Genomic DNA, 20,544 nt, shown 5'->3' with positions numbered 1-20,544 from the left:
AACCACTCACGCTCTTTTTTCATCGCCCGGCAGAGAAACGCCTCTCCACCTGAGGAAGGTCACGTCTGCGGAGCGATCGGAGGCGCAACGCCCGGGCACTCAGATGCCGGCCGGTATCCTCCCGGAGGTGCGGCGATCACGAACCGCGCCCCTTTCCCCTCCTCTCCGGTCTCTGCGATGGATATGCCGGTGATATCCAGGATCTCGCGCACAAGGAAGAGGCCGTGGCCGGTGTGCCGCCCATACCCGCTCTCGAATATCCGCTCCTTCAACGCCTCCGGGATCCCGATGCCGTTGTCTTCCACGACGATAACGCCGCTCCTGTCGTCCTGTTCATGGAACGAGATCCTGATCGCCGTCACCCTCTCCCCGTGCCGCACCGCATTGTCCAGGAGGTTCGCAAACACCCTCTGGAGCATCGGATCGGCGAAGACCTCCACCGCTGCCGTCTGCACATCGAGGAGGACGCCCTCAAGGGGGATCGATGCCGCCGCCTTGACCACCTCATCCAGGCGCTGCCACGCCGGGGCCTTCATCCCCATGTCCTGATAGTCTTTTGCAAATACAAGCCCCTTCTGGATATTCACCACGGCCGTATGCGCACGCTCGATCTGTGCCCTGACCTCCTCATCAGGGATCTGTCGTGAGGCCAGGGAGAGCGATCCCAGCGCCACGGTGATCTGGTTGAGCATGTCGTGCCTCGTGATCCCGGAGAGGAGGTTGAGTTTTTTGCTGGCCTTTTTCAGGGCGTCACGGGTGTTATTCTGATCGGTGACATCCATCCCGTAGACTGCAAGAGACTGGACATCGCCGTCCGCATCGGTGACCGGACAGATCTTCACGTTGACGTACCTGCCCTCAAATGAACACTCCTCATCGACGAATCTCTTTTCCCGTATCGCCCTTTCGAGAGGCAATTTCAGAACAGTGAACGCTTTCGGAAAGAGATCGTGGAGAGGGCCGCCGACCGTCGCCCCTTCCCGCCGACCGAAGGCCTCGACCATCGCATCGTTTGCAGCGAGGACAACCCCGTCTGCGCTCAGCAGGAGGGCCGGTTCGGGCAGGGCGTTCATGAAAGAGCGGAGGTTCTCCTCACTCTTCCGGATCGCCTCTTCAGCCTGTTTGCGCTCGGTGATATCGAGATATGAGGCGATCCTCAGGGTCGTCCCGGGGATCATATCGACCACGGCGCTGTACGACCTCACCGTTCCGTATCTGTCGACGACCCTGAACTCATAGCACCTGGGGACAGAACCGCCGGGAACCCCTCTCAGCCGGTGATATTCCAGCAGCCGTTCCCGGTCCTCCTCCACGACAAACTCCGTCCAGCTCCTCTTCCCCACCAGCTCGCAGGCAGGATACCCGGAAAGACGCTCAAACTCTCTGTTCGCCATCACAATGATGGTATCTTCATTGAAGACCGCCGTCGCCTCCCCCGATGTCTGGAAGATCGCCTGGTTCATCACGTCAGAGAGACGCGCCGCCTCCTGTGCTTTCTTTTTCCCGCTGATATCATGGGCAAAGGCGCACATAAACTCCTTATCGCCCATCCTGTGATGGGCCAGCGAGACCTCCACGGGATAGACGGTCCCGTCTTTTTTCCGGTGGGCCGATTCGATCCTGAGGTGGCGTTCCTCTTTGAGCCGCTGCCAGAGGGCGCGCCACTCGTCCTCTCCATAGAGGGCGTCGACGTCCATCACCCGCAGGCGCGGGAGTTCCTCGCGCGTGTAGCCGAGGGAGGAGCAGGATTGCTCGTTGACGTCGAGGAGATACCCGTCGGGATCGATCCAGTAATACTCCTCAGGAGAGTGTTCGATCGAGAACCGCGTCCTGACGAGCGCCTCTTCGGCTCTCTTCCGCTGCACGGCCTGCCTGATCTTGGACGCCAGTTCGATGAAGAGTGCCTCCGGGTCCCCCCCTTTCTGGAGGTAGAAGTCGGCGCCGCTGTTCAGGGCCTCGATCACCACCGCCTCGCGCCCTTTTCCCGTGAAGATGATGAAGGGTATATCCATCCCGCTGCCGCGGATCTCCTTGAGCAGTTCTATCCCATTCATCCCGGGCATCTGATAATCGGAGACGATCGCGTCATAGGGGGAGGTGGAGACCTGCTCCAGCGCCGCTGCTCCCGAGGTGACGGTGTCGCACGAGAATCCGCCCATCTCTTCCAGAAATATCTGGCAGATCTCGCCGAGGGAGGGCTCGTCGTCGACGATCAGAATACGGATGGGGGGGTCTTCCACGAATGCACCACAGGAAGATAGATCCATTCACCAAAATAAATAATTTGATATTTTATCTTGCGGGGCGTTCGGGGCGGAGCGGAAAGACCCCGGTCAACAGGCGCAGGACAGTTCACCCCAGGGGCATCTGGACGTTCTCCGACCCCGGCGCCATCGACCGACATCTCACCGGTACACCGTATACCCTGCTCCTTTCAGCAGCAGGATCACCTGCTCGTCCCAGCGGTCGATATCGCCCTCTCGGATCCCGGCGATCTTCTCCTCCCAGAACGCTTTGAGCGCCGGATCGTCCGCCGCCAGGTGCCGGCGCTCCATCACGCGGCCCGCCCGCACCCCGGCGGCGTCCAGGACGAGGAGGCGCCAGCACCGGTACTCCCGGCAGATCTCAGGCCGTGTCCGGTGGACGATGCAGACGATATCGCCGGTTTCGGGATCTTCCCGGAGAAACGGGCAGGCCATGGGCCACCGCTCGAAGAGGCGCCGGTCCGGAGAGAGGCGGCTGAGCGCCGGGTCGATCTCGACCTCGTCGCGCTCGCCGGTGTAGCGGTTCGCCACCAGGAACCGCCCGCCGCCGCGGTCCTCCTCCACAACATGAACGTCGCCCATCTGGCTGCAGCACTCGCCGCACCTGATACAGAAAAACGGCATGGGAATCCTTTCAGGGAGGTCGCATGCAGGAGGCATATACCTGTCCCTCAGGGGGACGAAGGTTCAGATACTCCCGCCGCCAGGCCGGTGGTCTCTGAGTGGTGGAAGGGGCCCTACAGCACCTCGACCTCGTCCTCCTGCATCAGGCGCATCCGCTCCTCGTAGGCGGCAGGTTCGCGCCCGTACTCCCGGATCTCCCCGATGTCCGCGGCCGCCCGCGTCTCCCCCATGGACGCCTGCAGGGCGGCGAGGTCGGCATCGTGGCGTCTGAGCATCGCCGCCATCGCCGGCTGAATATAGTCCTCTTTTTTCACCCTCTCGCCGTCAAAGCAGGGGGCGTCATACGCGAGCTGCTCGATCGCCAGCGGGTCGCCCATGCAGGCGAGGAGGCCGACGGCGTGCCTGACCGCCGCCCGCCCCTCCGGGTCGTCGCGGACGCCCTCGAGGAACGCCCGCACGCGCCCGACCGCCGCCTCCCTCTCCGCCGGCAGCGTCCCTTCCCGCACGGCGGCGACGTACAGCACCTGGAGGGCCGTCTCAGCCGCCCGTCCCCCGCGATCCATCACCCCGGCGACGGCGTCCAGGTCAGCCGGTGCAGGGGGATTCACCGACTTGAAGAGGAGCATATCGTGCAGGGCTGTCAGGACCGCCTCGTCGTCTCCCGAGGCCAGAACGGTTGCCGCATCAGGGATATCCATCAGCATACCCGCGCGCTCAATCCAAAAAAACCCTCGTACAGGGACGAAAAACAGAGAGGGAGTCCACGGCAAGCACCGGGAGCATCGTGAAGACGAACGGCGGTCCGGGCGCTGCTCATCCTGCCGATCACCTACCGCGGGCAGGGCGACTGCACCGAAAAAAAGTCAGGTGAGGGGATGGGTGTGCGGGCCCGCACCAGCCGCTTCAGCGAGATTTTCCGTCTCGTTAACCTGATGGACATGGCATACGCCCACAACGTTGCAGAAGGGCAGGGTCTCTTTTGCACCCTCGCACCAGACATGCTGGTGGGCCGGCGCCCCGGAGGATGTCCCGATCGTCAGAGTGCCCCGGCCCGGCCGGGCGGGAACGACTCTTTTCGTCCGGGCGCCGAACAGTGATCCCGATGAGAGAGGCGGCAGACCTGAGAGCGACACTCAGGAGGATCGACGGTCCGGGCTACGGCGCCTACGCCTTCGAGGACTACCGGACATTGCAGGCGGCGCTCCCGGAACCGGGGATCGTCGCCTTCGTCGCCGACAGGGCGGTGCCCTTCAGGTCGCCCCCCTCCCTCCGGGTCTGGCAGAAAGAGTGACGAACCGGCGGTCCCCCGGAACGCTTATTGCGCCCCCGGAAGACCGGAGGGTATGGAAGAGAAGGTACTCGTCGCCTACGCCACCCGGTACGGTTCCACCCGCGAGGTGGCCGGGGCGATCGCGGCAGCGCTCCAGGAGGAGGGGGCGACGGTGGATCTCATGCGGGCAGACGAAGTCACCGATACGGCGCCCTATTCGATGGTCGTCATCGGAAGCCCGGTCTACGCCGGAAAATGGCTTGATGACGCCCTCAAACTGGTGACACGGCACCAGAAGAACCTCGGCCGGGTCCCTGTCGCCCTCTTTGCGGTCGGGATCCTCATCGCCGAGGACACCCCTGAAAACCGGCAGAAGGTCGAGGCGGCGCTCGACCCCGCGGTGCACCTCGTCACCCCGGTCTCCGTCGGTCTCTTCGCCGGCAAGCTCGACGCCAAAGCGCTCTCCTTTCCCCTGCGCATGATGCTGAAGGTGATGAAGACGCCTGAGGGCGACTACCGGGATATGGACGCGATCAGGCGCTGGGCGAAGAGCCTTCCGGTCAGGAACGGGTAGGGGGCATTCAGAGTACGGCCTGACGCTGCACCGCCCGCACGGCCGCGATCTCCGGGCACTCCATCCCGCCGAGGAGGGCGACGATCGCCCCCACGTACGGCTCCTGCCGCGTCATGCTCGGGGAGGCACGGGGGTCGGTGCGCCGCCCTTTCCGCCCCATCCCCGCATGCCCGGTGGCGATATAATAGAGAAAATCCTCTTTTGGGAGGCCCCAACGGCAGTTCACCTGCAGCCGGACGATATTCGGGTTTTTCGGGTTGGGGGAGAGAAACGCACGGGTCCCGGGAAGCGGGACCGCATCGCCGCCATGAGACCTGGCAAGGGCGACCACCCGCCCCCACAGCCGGTCGCAGGCGGTGACAGGACAGTGCCTGCAGGAGCGGTTCGATGGCGGCGTGCCGTCGCCGGCATAGTGCCGGCAGAAGTTCACGTCCATGATCGGTTGTTGGGTAGAGAGGGCGATGAAGGGATCGGTCTTCGCCCCCCGTCACGGTTTCCTGCCGCAGATCATCAGCCCGTAGGGGTGGGCGATCACCTGCCAGACTGAAAGCCGCAAACGCCCGAGCAGGTCCGTCACCTCCTCGCGGGTATAGGCCGCCCGCACTGAGGTCTCAAAACCGGGCCTGATCTCCGGGGGGTCGCAGGACTCGCACATCGCCCGGAAGATCTCAGGGGAGAGATCGCGCCGGGGATCGGTGATGCAGACCCGGCCACCCGGTTTCAGGACCCGGGCGATCTCGTCGAAGACCATTCCCGCAGGTTCCCATTCGTAGAGGGAGCCGTTCGAGAAGACCGCATCAAAGACGCCGTCTTCAAAACGGAGGAACAATGGCGAAATGTCGATGTGCGCAAGCGATGGGCCCGGATCCGTTTCCGACCCCGGTCGAAGGGTATCGAAGGGAGGTGAAAAGGTGAAACGACGCTCCGGTGTGCTGCCCCTCCCCGGCGTGCTGGACCACACCGAGTTTTCGCGGGTGAAGACCGATCTCGGGCGGTGCTGCGTGTGCGGGGAGGGGCGGGCGGACGAGCCTCTGCGAGGGGCGTTATGGCCGGCTGGTGCGGACGTGGGAAGAGGAGAAGAGGGCGGGGCGATCCCGCCCCCTCTCCCGGCGAAAAAAATACCATATAGGTCGCTATTTTAGAAAAACCGGACTGTAATCTACCCGATATGGGCGCCGTTCAGAAAACAACCATATCAAGGGCAAAACCGGGATTTGAGGAGAAAACTTACCGTTTCCCGTGGGCCTGCATGCCCGGCCGGAGGGGAGATATACCCGAAGAAGGGGGTCGCCCGGCAAGGGGGGGGCATGGCCCGGGAAAACCGGCAAAAATCAGCCCGATTTTCCCGCCCTCAGCATCGCAAACGCCACCACAAACCCGATCGCCGCCAGCCCGAGCACCCAGGGGAAGACGCCGAGATAGTCCCCGGTCGTCGTCCTGATGTAGCCGGCCAGCTGCGGCCCGGCGATCGCCCCGGCCCCGTATGCGAGAAAGACCAGCCCGTAACACCGCGGATAATCGCAGGTGCCGAAATACCGGGCGGTCGCCGTCGGGGCGATGGCGAGCCATCCGCCCAGGCACCCCCACAGCACCGCAAAGGCGGCGATATAGGTCAGCGTGGACGGCGCCTGCCACATGAGGAGGGAGGCCGCCCCGATCAGGGCGAACGAGATCATCGCCGTCCTGCCCGGGTCCAGGCGGTCGGTCAGGGCGCCGAAGAGCGGCCGCCCGCCGCCGTTGAAGACGGCGAAGAAGCCGACCAGGGCGGTGGCGACCGCCGGGGAGATCCCAGCCGCCTCGGTCCCGACCGGCTGGGCGATGGAGATCGCCATCAGCCCGGCCAGGCAGCCGACGAAGTAGCAGACCCACAGCCCGTAGAAGGTCGGGGTCCTGACCATCGCGCTCCGGTTGCACTCGCACGCCGGCCCGGCCGCCCCGCCGCCCGCCGCCATCCCGGCCGGCCGCCACCCGTCGGGCGGGAACGAGAGCGGGAGGGCGAAGAGCGTGACCAGGAGGATGAAGGCGACGCCGAAGAGCCTGAAGGTCGCCATCACCCCGAGGGCGGCGATGAGCATCCCGGCGAGGTTCGCGGTCACAAAGGCTGAGAACCCGAAGCCGAGCACGGTCAGCCCCACCGCAATCCCCCGGCGGTCGGGAAACCACCGGGTCGAGACCGCCACCGGCACCCCGTAGGCGATCCCGACGCCCACGCCCCCGACAACGCCGTAGAGGACGTAAAGCATTTCCACCGAGGCCGCCGTCGAGGCCAGCAGCCAGCCAAGCCCGGTCAGCACGCCCCCGGCGATGGCGGCGTTTCTCGGCCCCCAGCCCTCGATCAGCCTGCCTGCAAGGGGCATCGTCACCGCGAAACATGCCAGAAAGACGGAGAACGGCATGAGCACCTCGCCCGCCGTCACCGTCCTGCCCAGCGTCCCGGTGAAATACGCGGTGAGCGGGGCCACAAAGACGCTCCACGAGTAGATGCTCCCCAGGCAGAGGTTGATGAGCATGCCGGCGAGCACCAGCAGCCACCGCCCCCGTTCGGCCTCCATACCGAAGAGCCTGACCTCCTCCATCTCCGCTCCCCTTTCAGTCCTCCAGCGTCGAGATGTCGCCGGGGTCCATGCCCATCTCCTTCGCCTTCAGGACGCGGCGCATGATCTTGCCGCTCCGCGTCTTGGGGAGCGAGGTGACGAACTCGATCTCCGAGGGCATGGCGATCGGCCCCAGGCCCATCCTGACATGGTAGATCAGGTCCTGCTTCAGCTTCTCGCCGGGCTCAAAGCCCAGGCGCAGGATCACGAACGCCTTCACTGCCTGCCCCTTCAGGGGATCGGGCTTGCCGATGACGGCTGCCTCGGCTACCGCCTCGTGCGAGACGAGGGCGCTCTCCACCTCGGCCGTCCCCAGGTTATGCCCGGCCACGATGATGATGTCGTCCGAGCGCCCGAGCACCATGATATACCCGTCCTCGTCCCTGACCGCCAGGTCGCCGGCCGTGTAGCAGGCGTCGATCGTGTTCCAGTAGGTGCGGTAGCGCTCGTCGTTGCCGTGGACCGTCCGCATCATCGAGGGCCACGGCTCCTTGATCACGAGCAGCCCGCCGATCCCCGGCGGCACCGGGTTGCCCTCGCGGTCCACCACGTCGACGACGACCCCGGGAATCGGCCGCCCGGCAAACCCGGGCTTCATCGGCTCGCCCACCAGGGTGGCGATCATGTGCATCCCGGTCTCGGTCTGCCACCAGGTGTCCAGGACCGGGCAGGCCGACTTCCCGATGACATGATAGTACCACTCGAAGGCCTCGGGGTTGAGGGGCTCGCCCACCGACCCCAGGATCCGCAGGGAGGTGAGGTTGTAGCGGCCAGGCCACTCCTCCCCGAACCGCATGAACATCCTGATCGCGGTGGGCGCCGTGTAGAAGATGGTGACCCCGAACTCCTCGACGATCTGCCACCAGGTGCCCGGGTCAGGGTAATCGGGCACGGTCTCGGTGATCAGCACGGTGGCGCCGGCGGCCAGCGGGCCGTAGACGATGTAGCTGTGCCCGGTGATCCAGCCCGGATCCGCCGTGCACCAGTAGATGTCGTTCTCCTTTAAGTCGAAGACGTACTTGCTCGTGTAATACGTCCCCACCATATAGCCCCCGCAGGTATGGACGATCCCCTTCGGCGTCCCGGTGGTGCCGCTCGTGTACAGGATGAACAGGGGGTCTTCGGCGTCCATCACCTCGGGCTCGCAGGCCGGCGCCATGCCCTCCATCACCTCGTCGAAGTCCACCTCCATCTCAGAGATCAGCTCCAGCAGCGGTTTTGTCCGCCGCAGGACGATGACCTTCTCGACGCTGGAGGCGTTGATCACCGCTTCGTCGACGATCGTCTTTAAGGGCACGCGTTTGCCCCGCCTGAACCCCACATCGGCGGTGATGACGATCTTTGCCTTTGCGTCTCTGATCCTGGTATGGAGGGCGGCCGCCCCGAACCCCCCGTAGACGATGCTGTGGACGGCGCCGATCCGTGCGCAGGCCAGGATGGCAACGACCTGCTCGGGCACCAGGGGCATGTAGATGCAGACGGTGTCCCCCTTCTTGATCCCCATCTTCTTGAGGGCGTTGGCGAAGCGCATCACCAGCCGGTGGAGCTGGCGGTAGGTGTACATCCGCTCGGTGCCCTCCTCCTCCCCCCGCCAGATCAGGGCGACCTTGTTCCGGCGGTCCCCGGCGGCGTGGCGGTCAAGACAGTTGTGCGTGATGTTCAGTTTCGCCCCGGTAAACCAGCGGGCATACGGGTGCTTCCACTCCTTCACCCGGTCCCATGTCCTGAACCATTCCAGTTCCCCGGCGATCCCGGCCCAGAAGCCCTCGGGGTCGTCCATGAAACGGCCGTATGCAGTCTCCCAGTCCCCCATGCTTGACCCCTCCAGGTAGGACGGATCAGGACGGTAGGTCTTTTTCTCCAGTTTTACGTCGAATGTTTCTGGCATCGGGCCTCTCCTGCATGACCTATGGCGCCAGCCCGACCTGACCCGGGCGGCGCAGAATATGCCATGCATTTACCCATGATAATCCCGGTGAAATAGTATAAATCCTGGGTATGCACAACAAATATGCAGTGCATTATCCCATGGGAGAGACCGGCAGATGAATGGTAATTTTCAGGACATCGTTGCGATAAAGGAACTGCTGAAGAAATATCCGAAAGGACTGAGCATCACCGAGATCTCCAGTGCACTGCACCTTCACCGCAACACCAGCGCGAAGTACCTGGACATGCTGAAGTTGAAGGGCGATATCGACAGAAAAGAGATCGGGGCGGCGAAAAACTACTCCCTGGTCCGCCGGATGCCGGTTTCCACCCTCCTCCATTTCTGCCTCCACCCGGCGATCGTCCTGGACGGCAGGTCTGAGGTGGTGATGGTGAATGCAGAGGCCCTTTCCCTCCTTGCCTGCCCGCTCGACGTGATCTACGGTGCGGGCGTGAAGGACATCCCCCTCGCCCTCTTCAAGGACCCGGAGGTCGGGACACGCTGCCACGATGCGGTGCAGGGTGTGCGGTCACGCGCAGAGGTGCAGACGTTCGTCGGCGGGAAACGCCTCCACCTCACGGTCCACTACCTCCCGGTCGTCTTCGACACCGGAAGGGACGGGTGCGCCCTCGTGCTGGTGGACGAGACGGCGTGCAGGCAGGCGGCGGAAGAGCGGGACCTCTGCCGGAAACGATATCTGGCGCTCATCGCCGACCAGACCGAGTTTGTTGCCCACATCAGGCCGGACATGACGCTCTCCTCGGTCAACGAGGCGCTGTGCGCTCATCTCGGCAGGGGCCGCGATCAGCTGGCCGGTTTCCGTTTTCTCTCGCTCTTCTCGCCTGACGACCGGGAGGGGATCAGGCGCGGCATCTCCTCCCTCTCGCCGGCCGCCCCGGCCTTCACCACGGACGTAAGGACGGTCGGCCAGGACGGATCGGTCTGCTGGGAGCGCTGGACCTTCAGGGGGATCTTCGGCGAAGACGGAACGCTCCTGGAGTGCCACGCCCTCGGCCGTGACATCACCGAGATGAAAAACGATAAAGACCGGCTGAAGCGCTACCACGAGAACCTTGAGGCCCTGATCAGGGAACGGACGCAGGAGATGCAGCAGGCGAACATGGCGCTGGTCACCGTGATCAGGGAGAAGGAAGAACTCGAACAGGAACTGCTCTTCACGCAGTTCGCCTTCGACAACGCCTCGGACTCGATCATCCTCTTCGACGAGGCCGGCCGGGTGTACAAGGCCAACAAGACGGCCGGCGAACTCCTGGGCTATACCGCAGAAGAGTTCCAGGGGATCTCGGTCATCGAGATCAACCCGTCGATCTCAAAGGCGCAATGGGACCGGATGCAGGCCGGGGCCTCACCCGGCGTGAAAGAGCGGACGCGTTCGACGCATAAACGGAAGGACGGGAGGATCATCGAGGTCGAGGTATCCCGGACCTTTGTTGCGTTCGGGGAGAGGATGTATTTCTGCTCGATTGCACGGGAGGTCCTGCCGGAGAGGTGAGGCCGGTCTCCTCCTCGAGTGCGTCGGCAAACCGCTGCAGGAGGGCGTGCCGCCGTTCGGCGATCGCCGCTGCGGCAGGGGTGGAGATCAGGGCCGATAGGTTCAGCAGTTTTTCATGGATGTGCCGGTCGGCGTCCTCGATCCCGCCGCCGCGTTCGCCTGCCTGGAGAAACGCCCTGGCGATCCCGACCGCTCCCATCGCGTCGAGTTTGTCGGCGTCAGAGAGGATCCGCGCCTCCAGGGTTTCTGGTTTTGCGCCGGTGCTGTAGCGGTGGGTGCGGATCGAATGGGCGATCGTCGGGATGCGCCCGGCGTCGTAGCCGATCGACCGGAGGTATTCTTCAGCGATCCGCGCCCCCTCCTCCTCGTGCGGGACGCCGCTCTCCTCCTCCAGGGGGCGGGCGATGTCGTGGAAGAGGGCGGCCGGGATCAGGACACGCATATCCGCACCCTCGACCAGGCCGATCTCCTCGCAGAGGCGGGTGACGCGGAGGACGTGGTCGAGGCCGTGGGCGCCCGACTGCCTGAAGAAGGTCTCGACATAGGCCAGGAGTGTGTCCATCTCTTCATCCGCACGCTGCATGATACAGGAAAGGTTTGCACGGGGTGCAGATAAGGCGCCCGGTCGTATGCGGTGCACTCCCCACCGGAAAAGAGCAAAAAAACAGAACTATTTTCAAATCAGAACTTTTTTGAGCAATCCGCAGAAATTATCCACCATGAACGATCATCTGCCCGCCCTTCTCCTGATCGCATCCGCACTCCTCCTCTTCACGGCCGGGTGCACGGCCGCGCCCGACGAACAGACCGGGGCCGTCACACCTGCTCTCTCCGCCGCCGACGAGGCCTATGCCAGAGGAGCGGCCGCATACGCCGCCGCATACTACCGGACCGCCGAAGAACACTTTGCAAAATCCCATACCCTCTCCACCGAAGCCGGCGATGCGGCGTCGGCGCGGCAGGCGAGGGACGCCATGCTCCGGGCGAGCTGGACGGTCATGGAATATCCCCTCAATGCCACAGCCGCAGAGGGGGCGCTGCGTGAGAGCGTCCCCGGCATCACCGACGACGAGGTGAGCGACTGGCTCGAACACCGCGCCCAGCGGATCGTCTCGGATAACGAAACGCTCTACTTCTACGATGTCGCACAGAACTACCTCTATGCGCACCCTGAGGAGATGCAGAAACACACCGCATCCACGCTGGACTTCGATTTCGTCGCCCGCTATGTCTTCTCAGAGGACCAGCCCGCGGGCGAAGGGCCGTACGTGAACCCGATACACTATGCAGGGACCGAGCGACTCGAGATCCCGCGGGACCTCCTCCCGGCAACCGGCACGATCAGGATCTGGTACCCCCTCCCGGTCGAGACCGAATCGCAGACGAACGTCACCGTCGCCAACCTCTCTTATGCCGACGCCATCGTCAAAGGCCCGGTGACAACCGGTCCCATCGGGTATGTCTACTACGAGATCCCGGTCGAGACGGTCACCGGCGACCTGACGATCGCCGCCGATATCACCTTCACCTCATATGAGCAGCGCTTCGAGATCGATCCAGAGCAGGTCGGGGAGTATGATACGAGCGATCCCGAGTACCTCCTCTACACGGTGTCCGAACGCAACATCGAGATCACGGACGCGGTCCGGGCGAAGGCGCGGGAGATCGTCGGGAACGAGACGAACCCGCACCTCCAGGCAGAGATGATCTACGCCTCCATCATCGAGACCTATCCGTACAGCCACGTCCCGCACCTGTCGCTCGACGCCAGGGTGCCGAAGGTGGCCGAATCCACCCATATGTTCGAGACCGGGCACGGCGACTGCGGCACGCAGAGCATGCTCTTCTCGGCCTTCTGCCGGTCGCTCGGGATCCCTGCCCGCGCCATCGGGGGCTACCAGATGATCCTTGCCGATGCGCCGGGCGCGCACTTCTGGGCCCAGTATTACCTGCCGGGATACGGGTGGGTGCCGGTCGATCCGACGGTCGCCGATGCTGCCGACTGGGTCCCCATCTCCGACGAAAAACGCTCGATCTTCAAGCAGTATTACGCCGCAAACCTCGACCCCACGCGGCTGGTGATCCAGAAGAACGTCGATGCACCACTGGACCCGCCCCTGCCGGACGACGACGCCGTCTTCAGGATCGTCAGGCAGTACCCGGCGATCGTTGCCGATACGGCAGACGGCGAGATCAATCTCGCCGGCATGGAGGGCTTCAGCATCACACTCAGGGCCGTTGAGCGCTGAACGGCCCCTGCTGCAGGGCGTCCCCCTCGCAGCCACTTTTGCATCAGGCCGTAGAACGCCAGGACAAAACTCTTCTCAGGAGGGCACGGATGAGACCTCCCCCCCCCCACATTTTTGAAAAGATGATTCTGTGAAACTCCGCCCCATCCTCATAAAAACCGAAGACGGAGAGGATCCCATTGTCACAAAAAATATCCCGACAATTATATTAATGCAGATGACCCAGTCCGTCCCTGATCCGTTCATGAACGTGTGTCCGACGTCCCGGAGTGGAGGAGACCGATAGACATGCCGGATGGCACGCGTCCTGGGATCACACCAATCACAAAAGAGGTATGAAAAAATGCGCGCACTAAAAATCCTGGGCCTGTGTATTCTTGTCATTCTGGCATCGACAGGCATTGCAGCCGGAGAGGACGAACCCCTCCCGCCTGACGAAGAGGCAGGCAACCTCACGATCTACGACACGCTCCTGAACAACGGCACCTTCACCCTGATGGTGACCGCCCTCAACCAGACCGGACTGAACGAAACGCTGAGCACCGGGGCGGCGTACACATTCTTTGCACCGACCGACGAGGCGATCAACGCCTACTCCGGGGACATCCTGAACCTCCTCTTGAGGCAGCCTGATATGCTAAAAATACTGCTCAACTACCATATCGCCGATGGGACCTATTCTGCCGCAGACCTCGAAGAGATGGATACGCTGCAGACGCTCCTCGGGATGTACGTGGCAATCACCGTGACCGAAGAGGGGATCAGGGTGAACGAGGCCCTGATCACCCAGAGCGATATCACCTGCACAAACGGCGTGGTCCATGTCATCGATGCCGCCCTCGAACCGCCAGGCACACCGAAATACACGATCTACCAGACCCTCAACAGGACCGGGAACTTCGCCACTCTGGTGACGGCCCTTGATGTGACCGGCCTGAACGAGACGCTGAACGGGACTGAGGTATACACCGTCTTCGCCCCGACCGACGGGGCATTCAATAACCTCCCTGAAGGCACGCTCGACGCCCTGCTCAACGACACGGCGGCATTGAACGAGATCCTTCTCTACCATGTCGTCGACGGCTTTACAACCAGAAACGGCCTTGTAGATGCGGGCAAGATGTGGACCCTCCAGGGCAAGACCCTGATCATTACCGAGACCGACGAGGGGGTGATGGTAAACGATGCACGGATCACGATCGCCGACCTCCTCTGCCGCAACGGCCTGATCCATGTGATCGATGCGGTCCTGGTCCCGCCCGAGGAGAAGGTGGTGGACGTTGTGGCCGAACCGACACAGGGTGAATTGCCGCTCACCGTGCAGTTTGCGGTGAACGGCACCGTCGAGAACATCACCTCATGGTACTGGGACTTCGGCAACGGGTTTATGTCCACGCGGGAGAGCCCGCTCTTCACCTACCACGAGGCAGGGGTCTACACCGTGAGCCTCACCGTCACCGATGAAACAGACCGGACCTACACCGCGGTGAAACCCGATTTCATCGTCGTGGAAGAGGCGGCGCCTGAAGAGATGAGCATCTTCCAGACGGCGGCGGCAGACGAGAGTCTTTCAACGCTGGTGACGGCCCTCGAGATGACCGGGCTGGACGAGACGCTGAACGGTACGGAGATCTTCACGCTCTTCGCCCCGACGGACGAGGCGTTTGCAGCCCTCCCGGAGGGTGCGCTCGACGCCCTGCTGGACGACACGGAGGCGCTCAATGACATCCTCCTCCACCATGCGGCCGGCGGCGAGTATTGGGCCGCAGACCTGATAGGGCTGGAGGCGCTGGAGATGCTCTCCGGAAAGAGCGTCAGGATACTCTGGGACGAGGCGAACGAGACCCTGATGATCGACGATGCTCTGGTGACCGTCTCTGATGTCGGATGCACCAACGGGGTCATCCATGTGATTGACGGCGTCCTTCAACTGCCAGAGGAGGTACCAGAGGAGACCCCTGAAGAAACGCCAGAGGAGGAGGTATAGGGGGCACGGTCGCCTCCGCCTGATCTCCCCTTCCCTTTTTTTCTCTCGCCCGGTTGCCGGATCGTTTTTCATCTCTCTGCCCCTTGATCTCCCTGTCCCATGTTCGAGCAGTACGACCTGACCAGAAAAGTGAGCGATGAGGACTATAAACAGATCCTGCCGGACCTTGCAGAACGCTTCGGTCGCCTCCAGCGTGAGGCCAGAGACCTCGACCTCCCGGTGATCATCGTCGCCGACGGCTGGAACCTCTCAGGCATATCGACGATGCTCCACCAGTTCGTCCTCGCCCTCGACCCGCGCCTGTACGCCTATCACGCCGCATCGTCGCCGAGCCGCGAGGAGGAGGAGCGGCCTTTTCTCTGGCGGTTCTGGCTCCGCACCCCGACCGCCGGGAGGATGGCGATCTTCGACCGTTCGTGGTACTCGCGGATGGTGGCCGAGCGGGTGCGCCCGGAGGACGGCGGCGCACCCGAACGCTCGCTGCGCGAGATCGTCAGGTTCGAGCGGCACCTCACCGATGCGGGCGCCGTCGTCGTGAAACTCTTTCTCCACATCAGCAGGGACGAGCAGGCGCGGCGGATCGAGCGGATAAAAAAGCAGCCGTCGGCGGCGTTTCTGATCGACGGGCACGAGGATGTCAGGCTGGAGCACTACGACCTCTACCTCCCGATCTTCGAGGAGGTGATCGCAAAGACCGACACCCCGAACGCGCCCTGGACGGTGATCGAGGCGCACGACCGCAATTTCACGGTGGTCAGGGGAATGAGCGCGGTCGTCCACGCCCTCGAGCATGCGATCGAGGAGCGCCGAACGACGGTGGTGCCGCGCTATCCGGCGCCGCTGCAGCCGCCGTCAAAGAAACGTCTCAACCTCCCTGACCCCGCGAAGCATTCGCTCTCAAAGGACGAGTACCAGGAGGCGCTCAAACGCTACGGCGAACGGATCACCGACCTGCAGTACTCCCTCTACCGCGAGCGCGTGCCCCTGGTCGTGGTCTATGAAGGCTGGGACGCCGCCGGGAAGGGGGGTGCGATCATGCGGCTCACCCGCCGCCTCAACCCCCGCATATGTCAGGTCGAGCCGGTCGGGCCGCCAAACGAGGACGAATCGCGCCACCATTATCTCTGGCGGTTCTGGCGTGACCTCCCGAAAAAAGGGCATGTCGCCGTCTTCGACCGGAGCTGGTACGGCAGGGTGCTGGTCGAGCGGGTGGAGGGATTCTCCTCCCCGGCCGAGGTGGAGCGGGCCTACAACGAGATCAACGAGTTCGAGGAGGCGGTCGTCGACTGGGGTGCGGTCCTGGTGAAGTTCTGGCTGCATATCGACCGGAAGGAGCAGCTGCGGCGGTTTATCGACCGGGAAGAGGACCGGGAGCGGCAGTGGAAGATCACGCCTGAGGACTGGCGCAACCGGAGCCGGTGGGAGATCTATGCGGCCCTGGTCGCGGAGATGCTGGAGCGGACCGACACGAAGGCCGCACCCTGGACGGTGATCTCCTCGAACGACAAGCGGTATGCACGGGTGGAAGGCCTGCAGACGATCGTGGAGCGGGTGGAGCGGGCGCTGCGGTGAAAGCCCCCATCATCTTTTTGTCTGCAGGCTGCCATGTAGTAGGAGAGCGAGGGTAGCCAAGCCAGGCCAACGGCGCTGGACTTAAGATCCAGTCCCGAAGGGGTCCGTGGGTTCGAATCCCACCCCTCGCACTATTCTATTGATACTGTTCAATTCGGAAAATTAAGGCCGGGGTGTCCTCCGGTAGACCATACCCTGGAAGATGGCGATCTTTCTTCCCTCCTCATCGGTGATGGTGACGGTATAAGAGGCAAGTTTCGGGTTGAGCGCGAACTCCTCAGCCTCGGCCGTAAGAACCCCGTCCTTTGCAGCGGTCATATAGGTGATATGGGCATTTATCGCCGTAGCATCGATCCCGTGGGAGTTGGATGCAAGTGCAAACGCACCATCGGCAAGAGTGAAGAGAGCGCCGCCATGGACCGTCCCGTGGCTGTTCCTGTGACGAACAGCGACCCGCATCGAGACCGTGGCCCGCCCGGGGGAAACCGCGACAAGTTCAAGACCGTTCTCCCTTGCGAATGAATCGGCGGCGAAGAACTCCCGGCCTTTTTCTTCTATATCGGATGGTGCCATAGGGACAGATTTCAGGCGGCGGATAAAAAAGGTATTCCGGATCTGCGCCCAGGACTATTCCCTTTTACACCCTGGAGATAATTTATCCATAAATAAAGACGGGGGTTCGTCTTCACTCGCTCCGCTCCTCTCCGCTCGCTTCAGACCAGCACCCCCCCCTGTTCTGTACGCCATCCTGCATCACAGAGCGCCCGGTCCTCGCTCCCACTCAGGCCGTGCCGCTCGCCGTCCTTCATCTCTGTCCGTTCTGTCCGCGATCCACATCTCCCTGCCTGTCTTCGCGCGCGGGTCCGGGATCTGGTCGGGGGTCTCCTGAGCTATCTCTCTCATGGCCTCTGTTCTCCTGTGCAGGCCGCTTACGCGTCAAAAGAAGGTTCGGGGGACGGGCGGCGCTGCACTGAGGGAGAGAGGAGGGAGCAGGGAGCATAAAGGCAGAGAGCGCGTGATGCATAAGGAAAAATAGAGTATTTAGGTGTGCCTTATCCTCTCTTTCATCTTCCCTATATCCCTGGCATCCCTCCCGATCTCCCTCCAGCGCTTCTTCTCCAGCCTCGCCAGCCCGATCTCCGCTTTATCCCGTTCGAATTCGAGTTCCCGGACGAGCCGGTGGAAACTCTCCAGCCGCGCTGCAGAGAGGGATCCCTCCCGCACGGCCGCCTGCACCGCACACCCCGGCTCCCGTTCGTGGCGGCAGTCCGAGAACCGGCACCCTTCGGCCAGTTCGAGGATATCCGGGAAGGTATCGGCGATGCCGGCCGATGCCGTCCTCCCGCAGGCCCGGGTTGTCGATCATCAGGGCCCCGCCGTTCAGGACGAAGAGCTGGCGGACGGTCGTGGTGTGCCGCCCCCGGTCGTCAGAGGCCCGGGTATGCGAGGTCTCCTGCACCTGACCGCCCATGAGCCGGTTGATCAGGGTGGACTTGCCGACGCCCGACGAACCGATGAGGGCGACCGTGCTCCGCGGCAGGAGGTACGGCCCGAGCCGGTCGATCCCCTCCCCGCTCACGGCGCTGATGGGAATGACCGGTATGCCGGGGGCGACCGAAGCAAGGTCGTCGGCGAGCGAGGCGGGGTCGTCAGCCAGATCGGATTTGTTGATCACGACGACCGGGCAGGCGCCTGATGCGTGGGCGATCGCCAGGTAGCGTTCGATCCGGCGGGCGTTGAGGTCATGACCGGCGGCCGTGACGATGAAGACCGTATCGATATTCGCCGCGATGACCTGGTCGGCGCCTTCCAGTCCGGGACTCGCCCGTGCAAAGCGGGTCTTTTGCGGGAGAATATCAACGATCGTCGAGGTGCCGGCCTCACGCTGGTCGAGCACCACGACGAAATCCCCGACAGCGGGAAAACGGCCGAGTTTCCGCAGCGCCCCGGAGAGCCCGGCCGTGACCGACCCGCCGTCGACGAGCACCTCCCATACGGTCTTCTGCCGGCAGGCCACCCGGCCAGGCACATACGGCCCGGTGTACTTTGAGAATGCAGCGTCGTGCTCTTCCGTCCAGCCGAGGGCTTCGAGCACAGGGCGATGCGGGTCTCCGCACCAGGAAGTGGACTGGTTCATCTAAAAGGGGTGGCATACACTGCGCCAAGTGCTTTGTGGTCGCGATCCACCGACCGCAGTCTCTTCTGCGCGGCGGTCGCATGCGAAGGCGGGGGCGGGGGCAGCCGTTCCAGAGGGGCTGCCGGGTTGCGGCGTTCGAGAACGGCAGACAGATCGCATGGCGAACCACCGGTGAATATTTCAACACACAATCTGGATACACACCCAATCGGTTCAGGACCATGACGCCGACCATCGCCGCGAAACTCCGCGCCGCCGCCGAACTCATCCGCCTGGATCTCGCACTTGGAGCCGGTTTTTTCTTCGTTGCCGGCGAGGTGCTCGCCGTCGGGGGTTTGCCGCCGGTGCACCTGGTGGTCGCCGGGTTTCTGACGCTGTTCTTCATCTCCGGGTCGGCGAACATCTCCAACGATTATTTCGACCGGGATGTCGATAGGATCAACCTGCCGTCACGGCCCCTTCCCTCCGGGCGGATCTCCGTCACTGAACTCTGGATCCTCTTTTCCCTGTTCACTGCGGCCGGGATGATCGGCGCTGCACTTCTCGGGCCGCTCGTGCTGGCGCTGGTCGTTCTCTTCTGGTGTATCGCCCTGGCCTACAACATCAGACTCAAGGACGCGGGTTTTGCCGGCAACCTCGTCGTGGCGGCCTGTATCGGGATGACCATCATCCTCGGGGCAATAGCGGTCGGGACGGTGAACGGGGTGGTCCTGACCTTTGCGGCGCTGGCATTTTTCTTTGACCTCGGCCTGGAGGTCGCCGCCGATGCCATGGATGTAAAGGGCGACGAGCGGCGGTCCTCGCGGAGCCTCGCACACCGATGGGGCCGGGCCTCCGCGCTGCGGGTGTCCGCCGTATGGTTGACGATCTTTTTTCTGGTGACGCCGGTGCCGTTCCTGATGGGCTGGCTCGTTTACGATTATCTGCTCCTTATTGCCGTGACCGATCTCTGGATGATCTATTGCACCGTGCACCTGGTGATGAGCCCGACGATAGAAGAGGGACGACGCCAGATCAGGCGGCTGTACCTCACCTGGGGGCTGTTCGTGATTGTGTTCACCCTCACGCGGCTCCTGTGAGGAGAGATTTGATGCTTTCGCCGGGGTGCACCAGTATTTATGACCGGCTCCTTCCTCTGCACCCGTATCTTATAACCGCAATCGACGGCAGGCGATTGCCTTCACTCGTCCAGCCTGCTTCAGACCAACGCCCTCAGGGAGGCGCTCCCCCGAGAGCACCGCCCATTCCGCCGGGCCCCAACCATTATCCCCTCTCCAGCAGAGGGGGGACCGATGGAGCCTGCCGATCTCTTAAGAGACCTTGCCTTCCTCAAGGCCGAGAAGGACCTTGCCGCACGGTTCGGCCTCCCCTCCGAGGCCCTCCTCCCGCTCATCTTCTCGCTCAGGTTCGGGGGCGACTGGAGTTACGCCCTCGAGGATCTCAGGACCGTGTCGGTGATGAAGAAGACGTCGGTGTACGACGAGGAGACGAAACTGGGCTCCTCCCTGGAGGAGATCTATCTCCTTGCAAACCCGGCGATCACGGAGAGGGAGGGGACTGTCCGCAGGCTCGAAAAATGCGGAGACCAGCCCACCCGCCTCCTTGTGGAACGGCCGTACCGGGTCAGGGCCAGGGCAGACCGGATCCTGAAGATGACGATCGACCCCCGTGCCGGAGAGATCAGGGTCGAGGATCTCGACAGAAGGGAGATCTGCTTCGAGGGCTCACCCGCATACGGCATCGCCCACGAAATCGAGCACCTGGAGAAGAAAGAGATCGCGGGAAGGGACCTGAGCGAGCTCAGGTTCGTCTGATCCCGGTGAATGCTAT

The 20,544-nt window shown here is 63.2% G+C and carries 18 protein-coding genes and 1 tRNA gene; 9 read left to right on the top strand and 10 right to left on the bottom strand.

The window, feature by feature from the left end; genetic code table 11:
- Window positions 1-59 precede the first annotated feature (59 nt).
- The 3 genes from HWN36_RS02565 to HWN36_RS02555 form a co-directional block, all read right to left on the bottom strand.
- On the bottom strand, window positions 60-2,240 hold the full coding sequence (locus HWN36_RS02565) for a PAS domain S-box protein (protein WP_176787934.1): 2,181 nt from the start codon (window positions 2,238-2,240) through the stop codon (window positions 60-62).
- A 165-nt stretch (window positions 2,241-2,405) separates the two neighbouring features.
- Entirely contained in the window at window positions 2,406-2,888 is a 483-nt protein-coding gene (locus HWN36_RS02560; RefSeq protein WP_176787933.1) for a YkgJ family cysteine cluster protein, read from the bottom strand.
- 113 nt (window positions 2,889-3,001) lie between these two features.
- Window positions 3,002-3,586: a hypothetical protein gene (locus tag HWN36_RS02555; protein WP_176787932.1), complete on the bottom strand. Its 585-nt coding sequence runs from the start codon at window positions 3,584-3,586 to the stop codon at window positions 3,002-3,004.
- 404 nt (window positions 3,587-3,990) lie between these two features.
- Between HWN36_RS02555 and HWN36_RS02550 the strand changes: the two genes are divergently transcribed.
- Together HWN36_RS02550 and HWN36_RS02545 are read left to right on the top strand one after the other, a co-directional pair.
- The gene (locus tag HWN36_RS02550) at window positions 3,991-4,179 is read left to right on the top strand and encodes a hypothetical protein (protein WP_176787931.1); all 189 of its coding nucleotides are present in this window, start codon (window positions 3,991-3,993) and stop codon (window positions 4,177-4,179) included.
- Between the two features lie 52 nt (window positions 4,180-4,231).
- The gene (locus HWN36_RS02545; RefSeq protein WP_176787930.1) at window positions 4,232-4,732 is read left to right on the top strand and encodes a flavodoxin domain-containing protein; all 501 of its coding nucleotides are present in this window, start codon (window positions 4,232-4,234) and stop codon (window positions 4,730-4,732) included.
- 7 nt (window positions 4,733-4,739) lie between these two features.
- Here HWN36_RS02545 and HWN36_RS02540 read toward each other — a convergent pair whose 3' ends face one another.
- The 4 genes from HWN36_RS02540 to acs form a co-directional block, all read right to left on the bottom strand.
- On the bottom strand, window positions 4,740-5,168 hold the full coding sequence (locus tag HWN36_RS02540) for a hypothetical protein (protein ID WP_176787929.1): 429 nt from the start codon (window positions 5,166-5,168) through the stop codon (window positions 4,740-4,742).
- Window positions 5,169-5,219: 51 nt separating this feature from the next.
- A complete protein-coding gene (locus HWN36_RS11785; RefSeq protein WP_218133182.1) occupies window positions 5,220-5,561 on the bottom strand; it encodes a class I SAM-dependent methyltransferase in 342 nt (113 codons plus the stop codon).
- Between the two features lie 502 nt (window positions 5,562-6,063).
- Window positions 6,064-7,308 (bottom strand): L-lactate MFS transporter, encoded by a 1,245-nt coding sequence (locus tag HWN36_RS02530; RefSeq protein WP_176787928.1) that lies wholly within the window; start codon window positions 7,306-7,308, stop codon window positions 6,064-6,066.
- Window positions 7,309-7,321: 13 nt separating this feature from the next.
- Window positions 7,322-9,214, bottom strand: a complete 1,893-nt coding sequence (acs, locus tag HWN36_RS02525; RefSeq protein ID WP_176787927.1) for an acetate--CoA ligase — start codon at window positions 9,212-9,214, stop codon at window positions 7,322-7,324.
- A 157-nt stretch (window positions 9,215-9,371) separates the two neighbouring features.
- Between acs and HWN36_RS02520 the strand changes: the two genes are divergently transcribed.
- The gene (locus HWN36_RS02520) at window positions 9,372-10,769 is read left to right on the top strand and encodes a PAS domain-containing protein (protein ID WP_176787926.1); all 1,398 of its coding nucleotides are present in this window, start codon (window positions 9,372-9,374) and stop codon (window positions 10,767-10,769) included.
- Here HWN36_RS02520 and HWN36_RS02515 read toward each other — a convergent pair.
- The gene (locus HWN36_RS02515; RefSeq protein WP_176787925.1) at window positions 10,678-11,352 is read right to left on the bottom strand and encodes an HD domain-containing protein; all 675 of its coding nucleotides are present in this window, start codon (window positions 11,350-11,352) and stop codon (window positions 10,678-10,680) included. The two genes, HWN36_RS02520 and HWN36_RS02515, sit on opposite strands and share 92 nt — an antisense overlap.
- Window positions 11,353-11,488: 136 nt before the next feature.
- On the opposite strand from HWN36_RS02515, the gene HWN36_RS02510 reads away from it, so the two are divergent.
- From HWN36_RS02510 to HWN36_RS02495, 4 genes are all read left to right on the top strand, one after another.
- Window positions 11,489-13,018 carry a transglutaminase-like domain-containing protein gene (locus HWN36_RS02510; RefSeq protein WP_176787924.1) on the top strand — a complete coding sequence of 510 codons (1,530 nt, stop codon included), beginning with the start codon at window positions 11,489-11,491 and terminating at the stop codon, window positions 13,016-13,018.
- 343 nt (window positions 13,019-13,361) lie between these two features.
- Window positions 13,362-15,005 carry a fasciclin domain-containing protein gene (locus tag HWN36_RS02505; RefSeq protein ID WP_176787923.1) on the top strand — a complete coding sequence of 548 codons (1,644 nt, stop codon included), beginning with the start codon at window positions 13,362-13,364 and terminating at the stop codon, window positions 15,003-15,005.
- Between the two features lie 99 nt (window positions 15,006-15,104).
- A complete protein-coding gene (pap, locus tag HWN36_RS02500) occupies window positions 15,105-16,577 on the top strand; it encodes a polyphosphate:AMP phosphotransferase (protein ID WP_176787922.1) in 1,473 nt (490 codons plus the stop codon).
- A gap of 46 nt (window positions 16,578-16,623) precedes the next feature.
- Window positions 16,624-16,708: transfer RNA gene (locus HWN36_RS02495), tRNA-Leu, on the top strand.
- A gap of 31 nt (window positions 16,709-16,739) precedes the next feature.
- Here the strand turns inward: HWN36_RS02495 and HWN36_RS02490 are convergent.
- Both HWN36_RS02490 and rsgA read right to left on the bottom strand, forming a co-directional pair.
- Window positions 16,740-17,150: a PaaI family thioesterase gene (locus HWN36_RS02490; RefSeq protein ID WP_176787921.1), complete on the bottom strand. Its 411-nt coding sequence runs from the start codon at window positions 17,148-17,150 to the stop codon at window positions 16,740-16,742.
- Window positions 17,151-17,721: 571 nt separating this feature from the next.
- Window positions 17,722-18,714 carry a GTPase RsgA gene (gene rsgA, locus HWN36_RS02485; protein WP_246269826.1) on the bottom strand — a complete coding sequence of 331 codons (993 nt, stop codon included), beginning with the start codon at window positions 18,712-18,714 and terminating at the stop codon, window positions 17,722-17,724.
- Between the two features lie 221 nt (window positions 18,715-18,935).
- Between rsgA and HWN36_RS02480 the strand changes: the two genes are divergently transcribed.
- Together HWN36_RS02480 and HWN36_RS02475 are read left to right on the top strand one after the other, a co-directional pair.
- Window positions 18,936-19,793, top strand: a complete 858-nt coding sequence (locus tag HWN36_RS02480) for a UbiA family prenyltransferase (protein ID WP_176787920.1) — start codon at window positions 18,936-18,938, stop codon at window positions 19,791-19,793.
- Window positions 19,794-20,006: 213 nt separating this feature from the next.
- Window positions 20,007-20,528: a putative ATP-dependent zinc protease gene (locus HWN36_RS02475; protein WP_176787919.1), complete on the top strand. Its 522-nt coding sequence runs from the start codon at window positions 20,007-20,009 to the stop codon at window positions 20,526-20,528.
- Window positions 20,529-20,544: the final 16 nt, after the last annotated feature.

The sequence above is a fragment of the Methanofollis tationis genome (genome assembly GCF_013377755.1).
GTDB lineage: Archaea > Halobacteriota > Methanomicrobia > Methanomicrobiales > Methanofollaceae > Methanofollis > Methanofollis tationis.
The sequence above is the reverse complement of the archived record's forward strand: the minus strand, read 5'-3'. Positions and strand labels throughout refer to the sequence as shown.

Excerpts from the sequence above, each read along its gene's own strand:
- HWN36_RS02555 (WP_176787932.1), bottom strand. The coding sequence starts at position 3,586 with ATGGATATCCCTGATGCGGCAACCGTTCTGGCCTCGGGAGACGACGAG.
- HWN36_RS02480 (WP_176787920.1), top strand. The coding sequence starts at position 18,936 with ATGACGCCGACCATCGCCGCGAAACTCCGCGCCGCCGCCGAACTCATC.
- HWN36_RS02560 (WP_176787933.1), bottom strand. The coding sequence starts at position 2,888 with ATGCCGTTTTTCTGTATCAGGTGCGGCGAGTGCTGCAGCCAGATGGGC.
- HWN36_RS02490 (WP_176787921.1), bottom strand. The coding sequence starts at position 17,150 with ATGGCACCATCCGATATAGAAGAAAAAGGCCGGGAGTTCTTCGCCGCC.
- rsgA (WP_246269826.1), bottom strand. The coding sequence starts at position 18,714 with ATGAACCAGTCCACTTCCTGGTGCGGAGACCCGCATCGCCCTGTGCTC.
- pap (WP_176787922.1), top strand. The coding sequence starts at position 15,105 with ATGTTCGAGCAGTACGACCTGACCAGAAAAGTGAGCGATGAGGACTAT.
- HWN36_RS02530 (WP_176787928.1), bottom strand. The coding sequence starts at position 7,308 with ATGGAGGAGGTCAGGCTCTTCGGTATGGAGGCCGAACGGGGGCGGTGG.
- HWN36_RS02475 (WP_176787919.1), top strand. The coding sequence starts at position 20,007 with ATGGAGCCTGCCGATCTCTTAAGAGACCTTGCCTTCCTCAAGGCCGAG.
- HWN36_RS02515 (WP_176787925.1), bottom strand. The coding sequence starts at position 11,352 with ATGCAGCGTGCGGATGAAGAGATGGACACACTCCTGGCCTATGTCGAG.
- acs (WP_176787927.1), bottom strand. The coding sequence starts at position 9,214 with ATGCCAGAAACATTCGACGTAAAACTGGAGAAAAAGACCTACCGTCCT.
- HWN36_RS02550 (WP_176787931.1), top strand. The coding sequence starts at position 3,991 with ATGAGAGAGGCGGCAGACCTGAGAGCGACACTCAGGAGGATCGACGGT.
- HWN36_RS02520 (WP_176787926.1), top strand. The coding sequence starts at position 9,372 with ATGAATGGTAATTTTCAGGACATCGTTGCGATAAAGGAACTGCTGAAG.
- HWN36_RS02505 (WP_176787923.1), top strand. The coding sequence starts at position 13,362 with ATGCGCGCACTAAAAATCCTGGGCCTGTGTATTCTTGTCATTCTGGCA.
- HWN36_RS02510 (WP_176787924.1), top strand. The coding sequence starts at position 11,489 with ATGAACGATCATCTGCCCGCCCTTCTCCTGATCGCATCCGCACTCCTC.
- HWN36_RS02540 (WP_176787929.1), bottom strand. The coding sequence starts at position 5,168 with ATGGACGTGAACTTCTGCCGGCACTATGCCGGCGACGGCACGCCGCCA.
- HWN36_RS02545 (WP_176787930.1), top strand. The coding sequence starts at position 4,232 with ATGGAAGAGAAGGTACTCGTCGCCTACGCCACCCGGTACGGTTCCACC.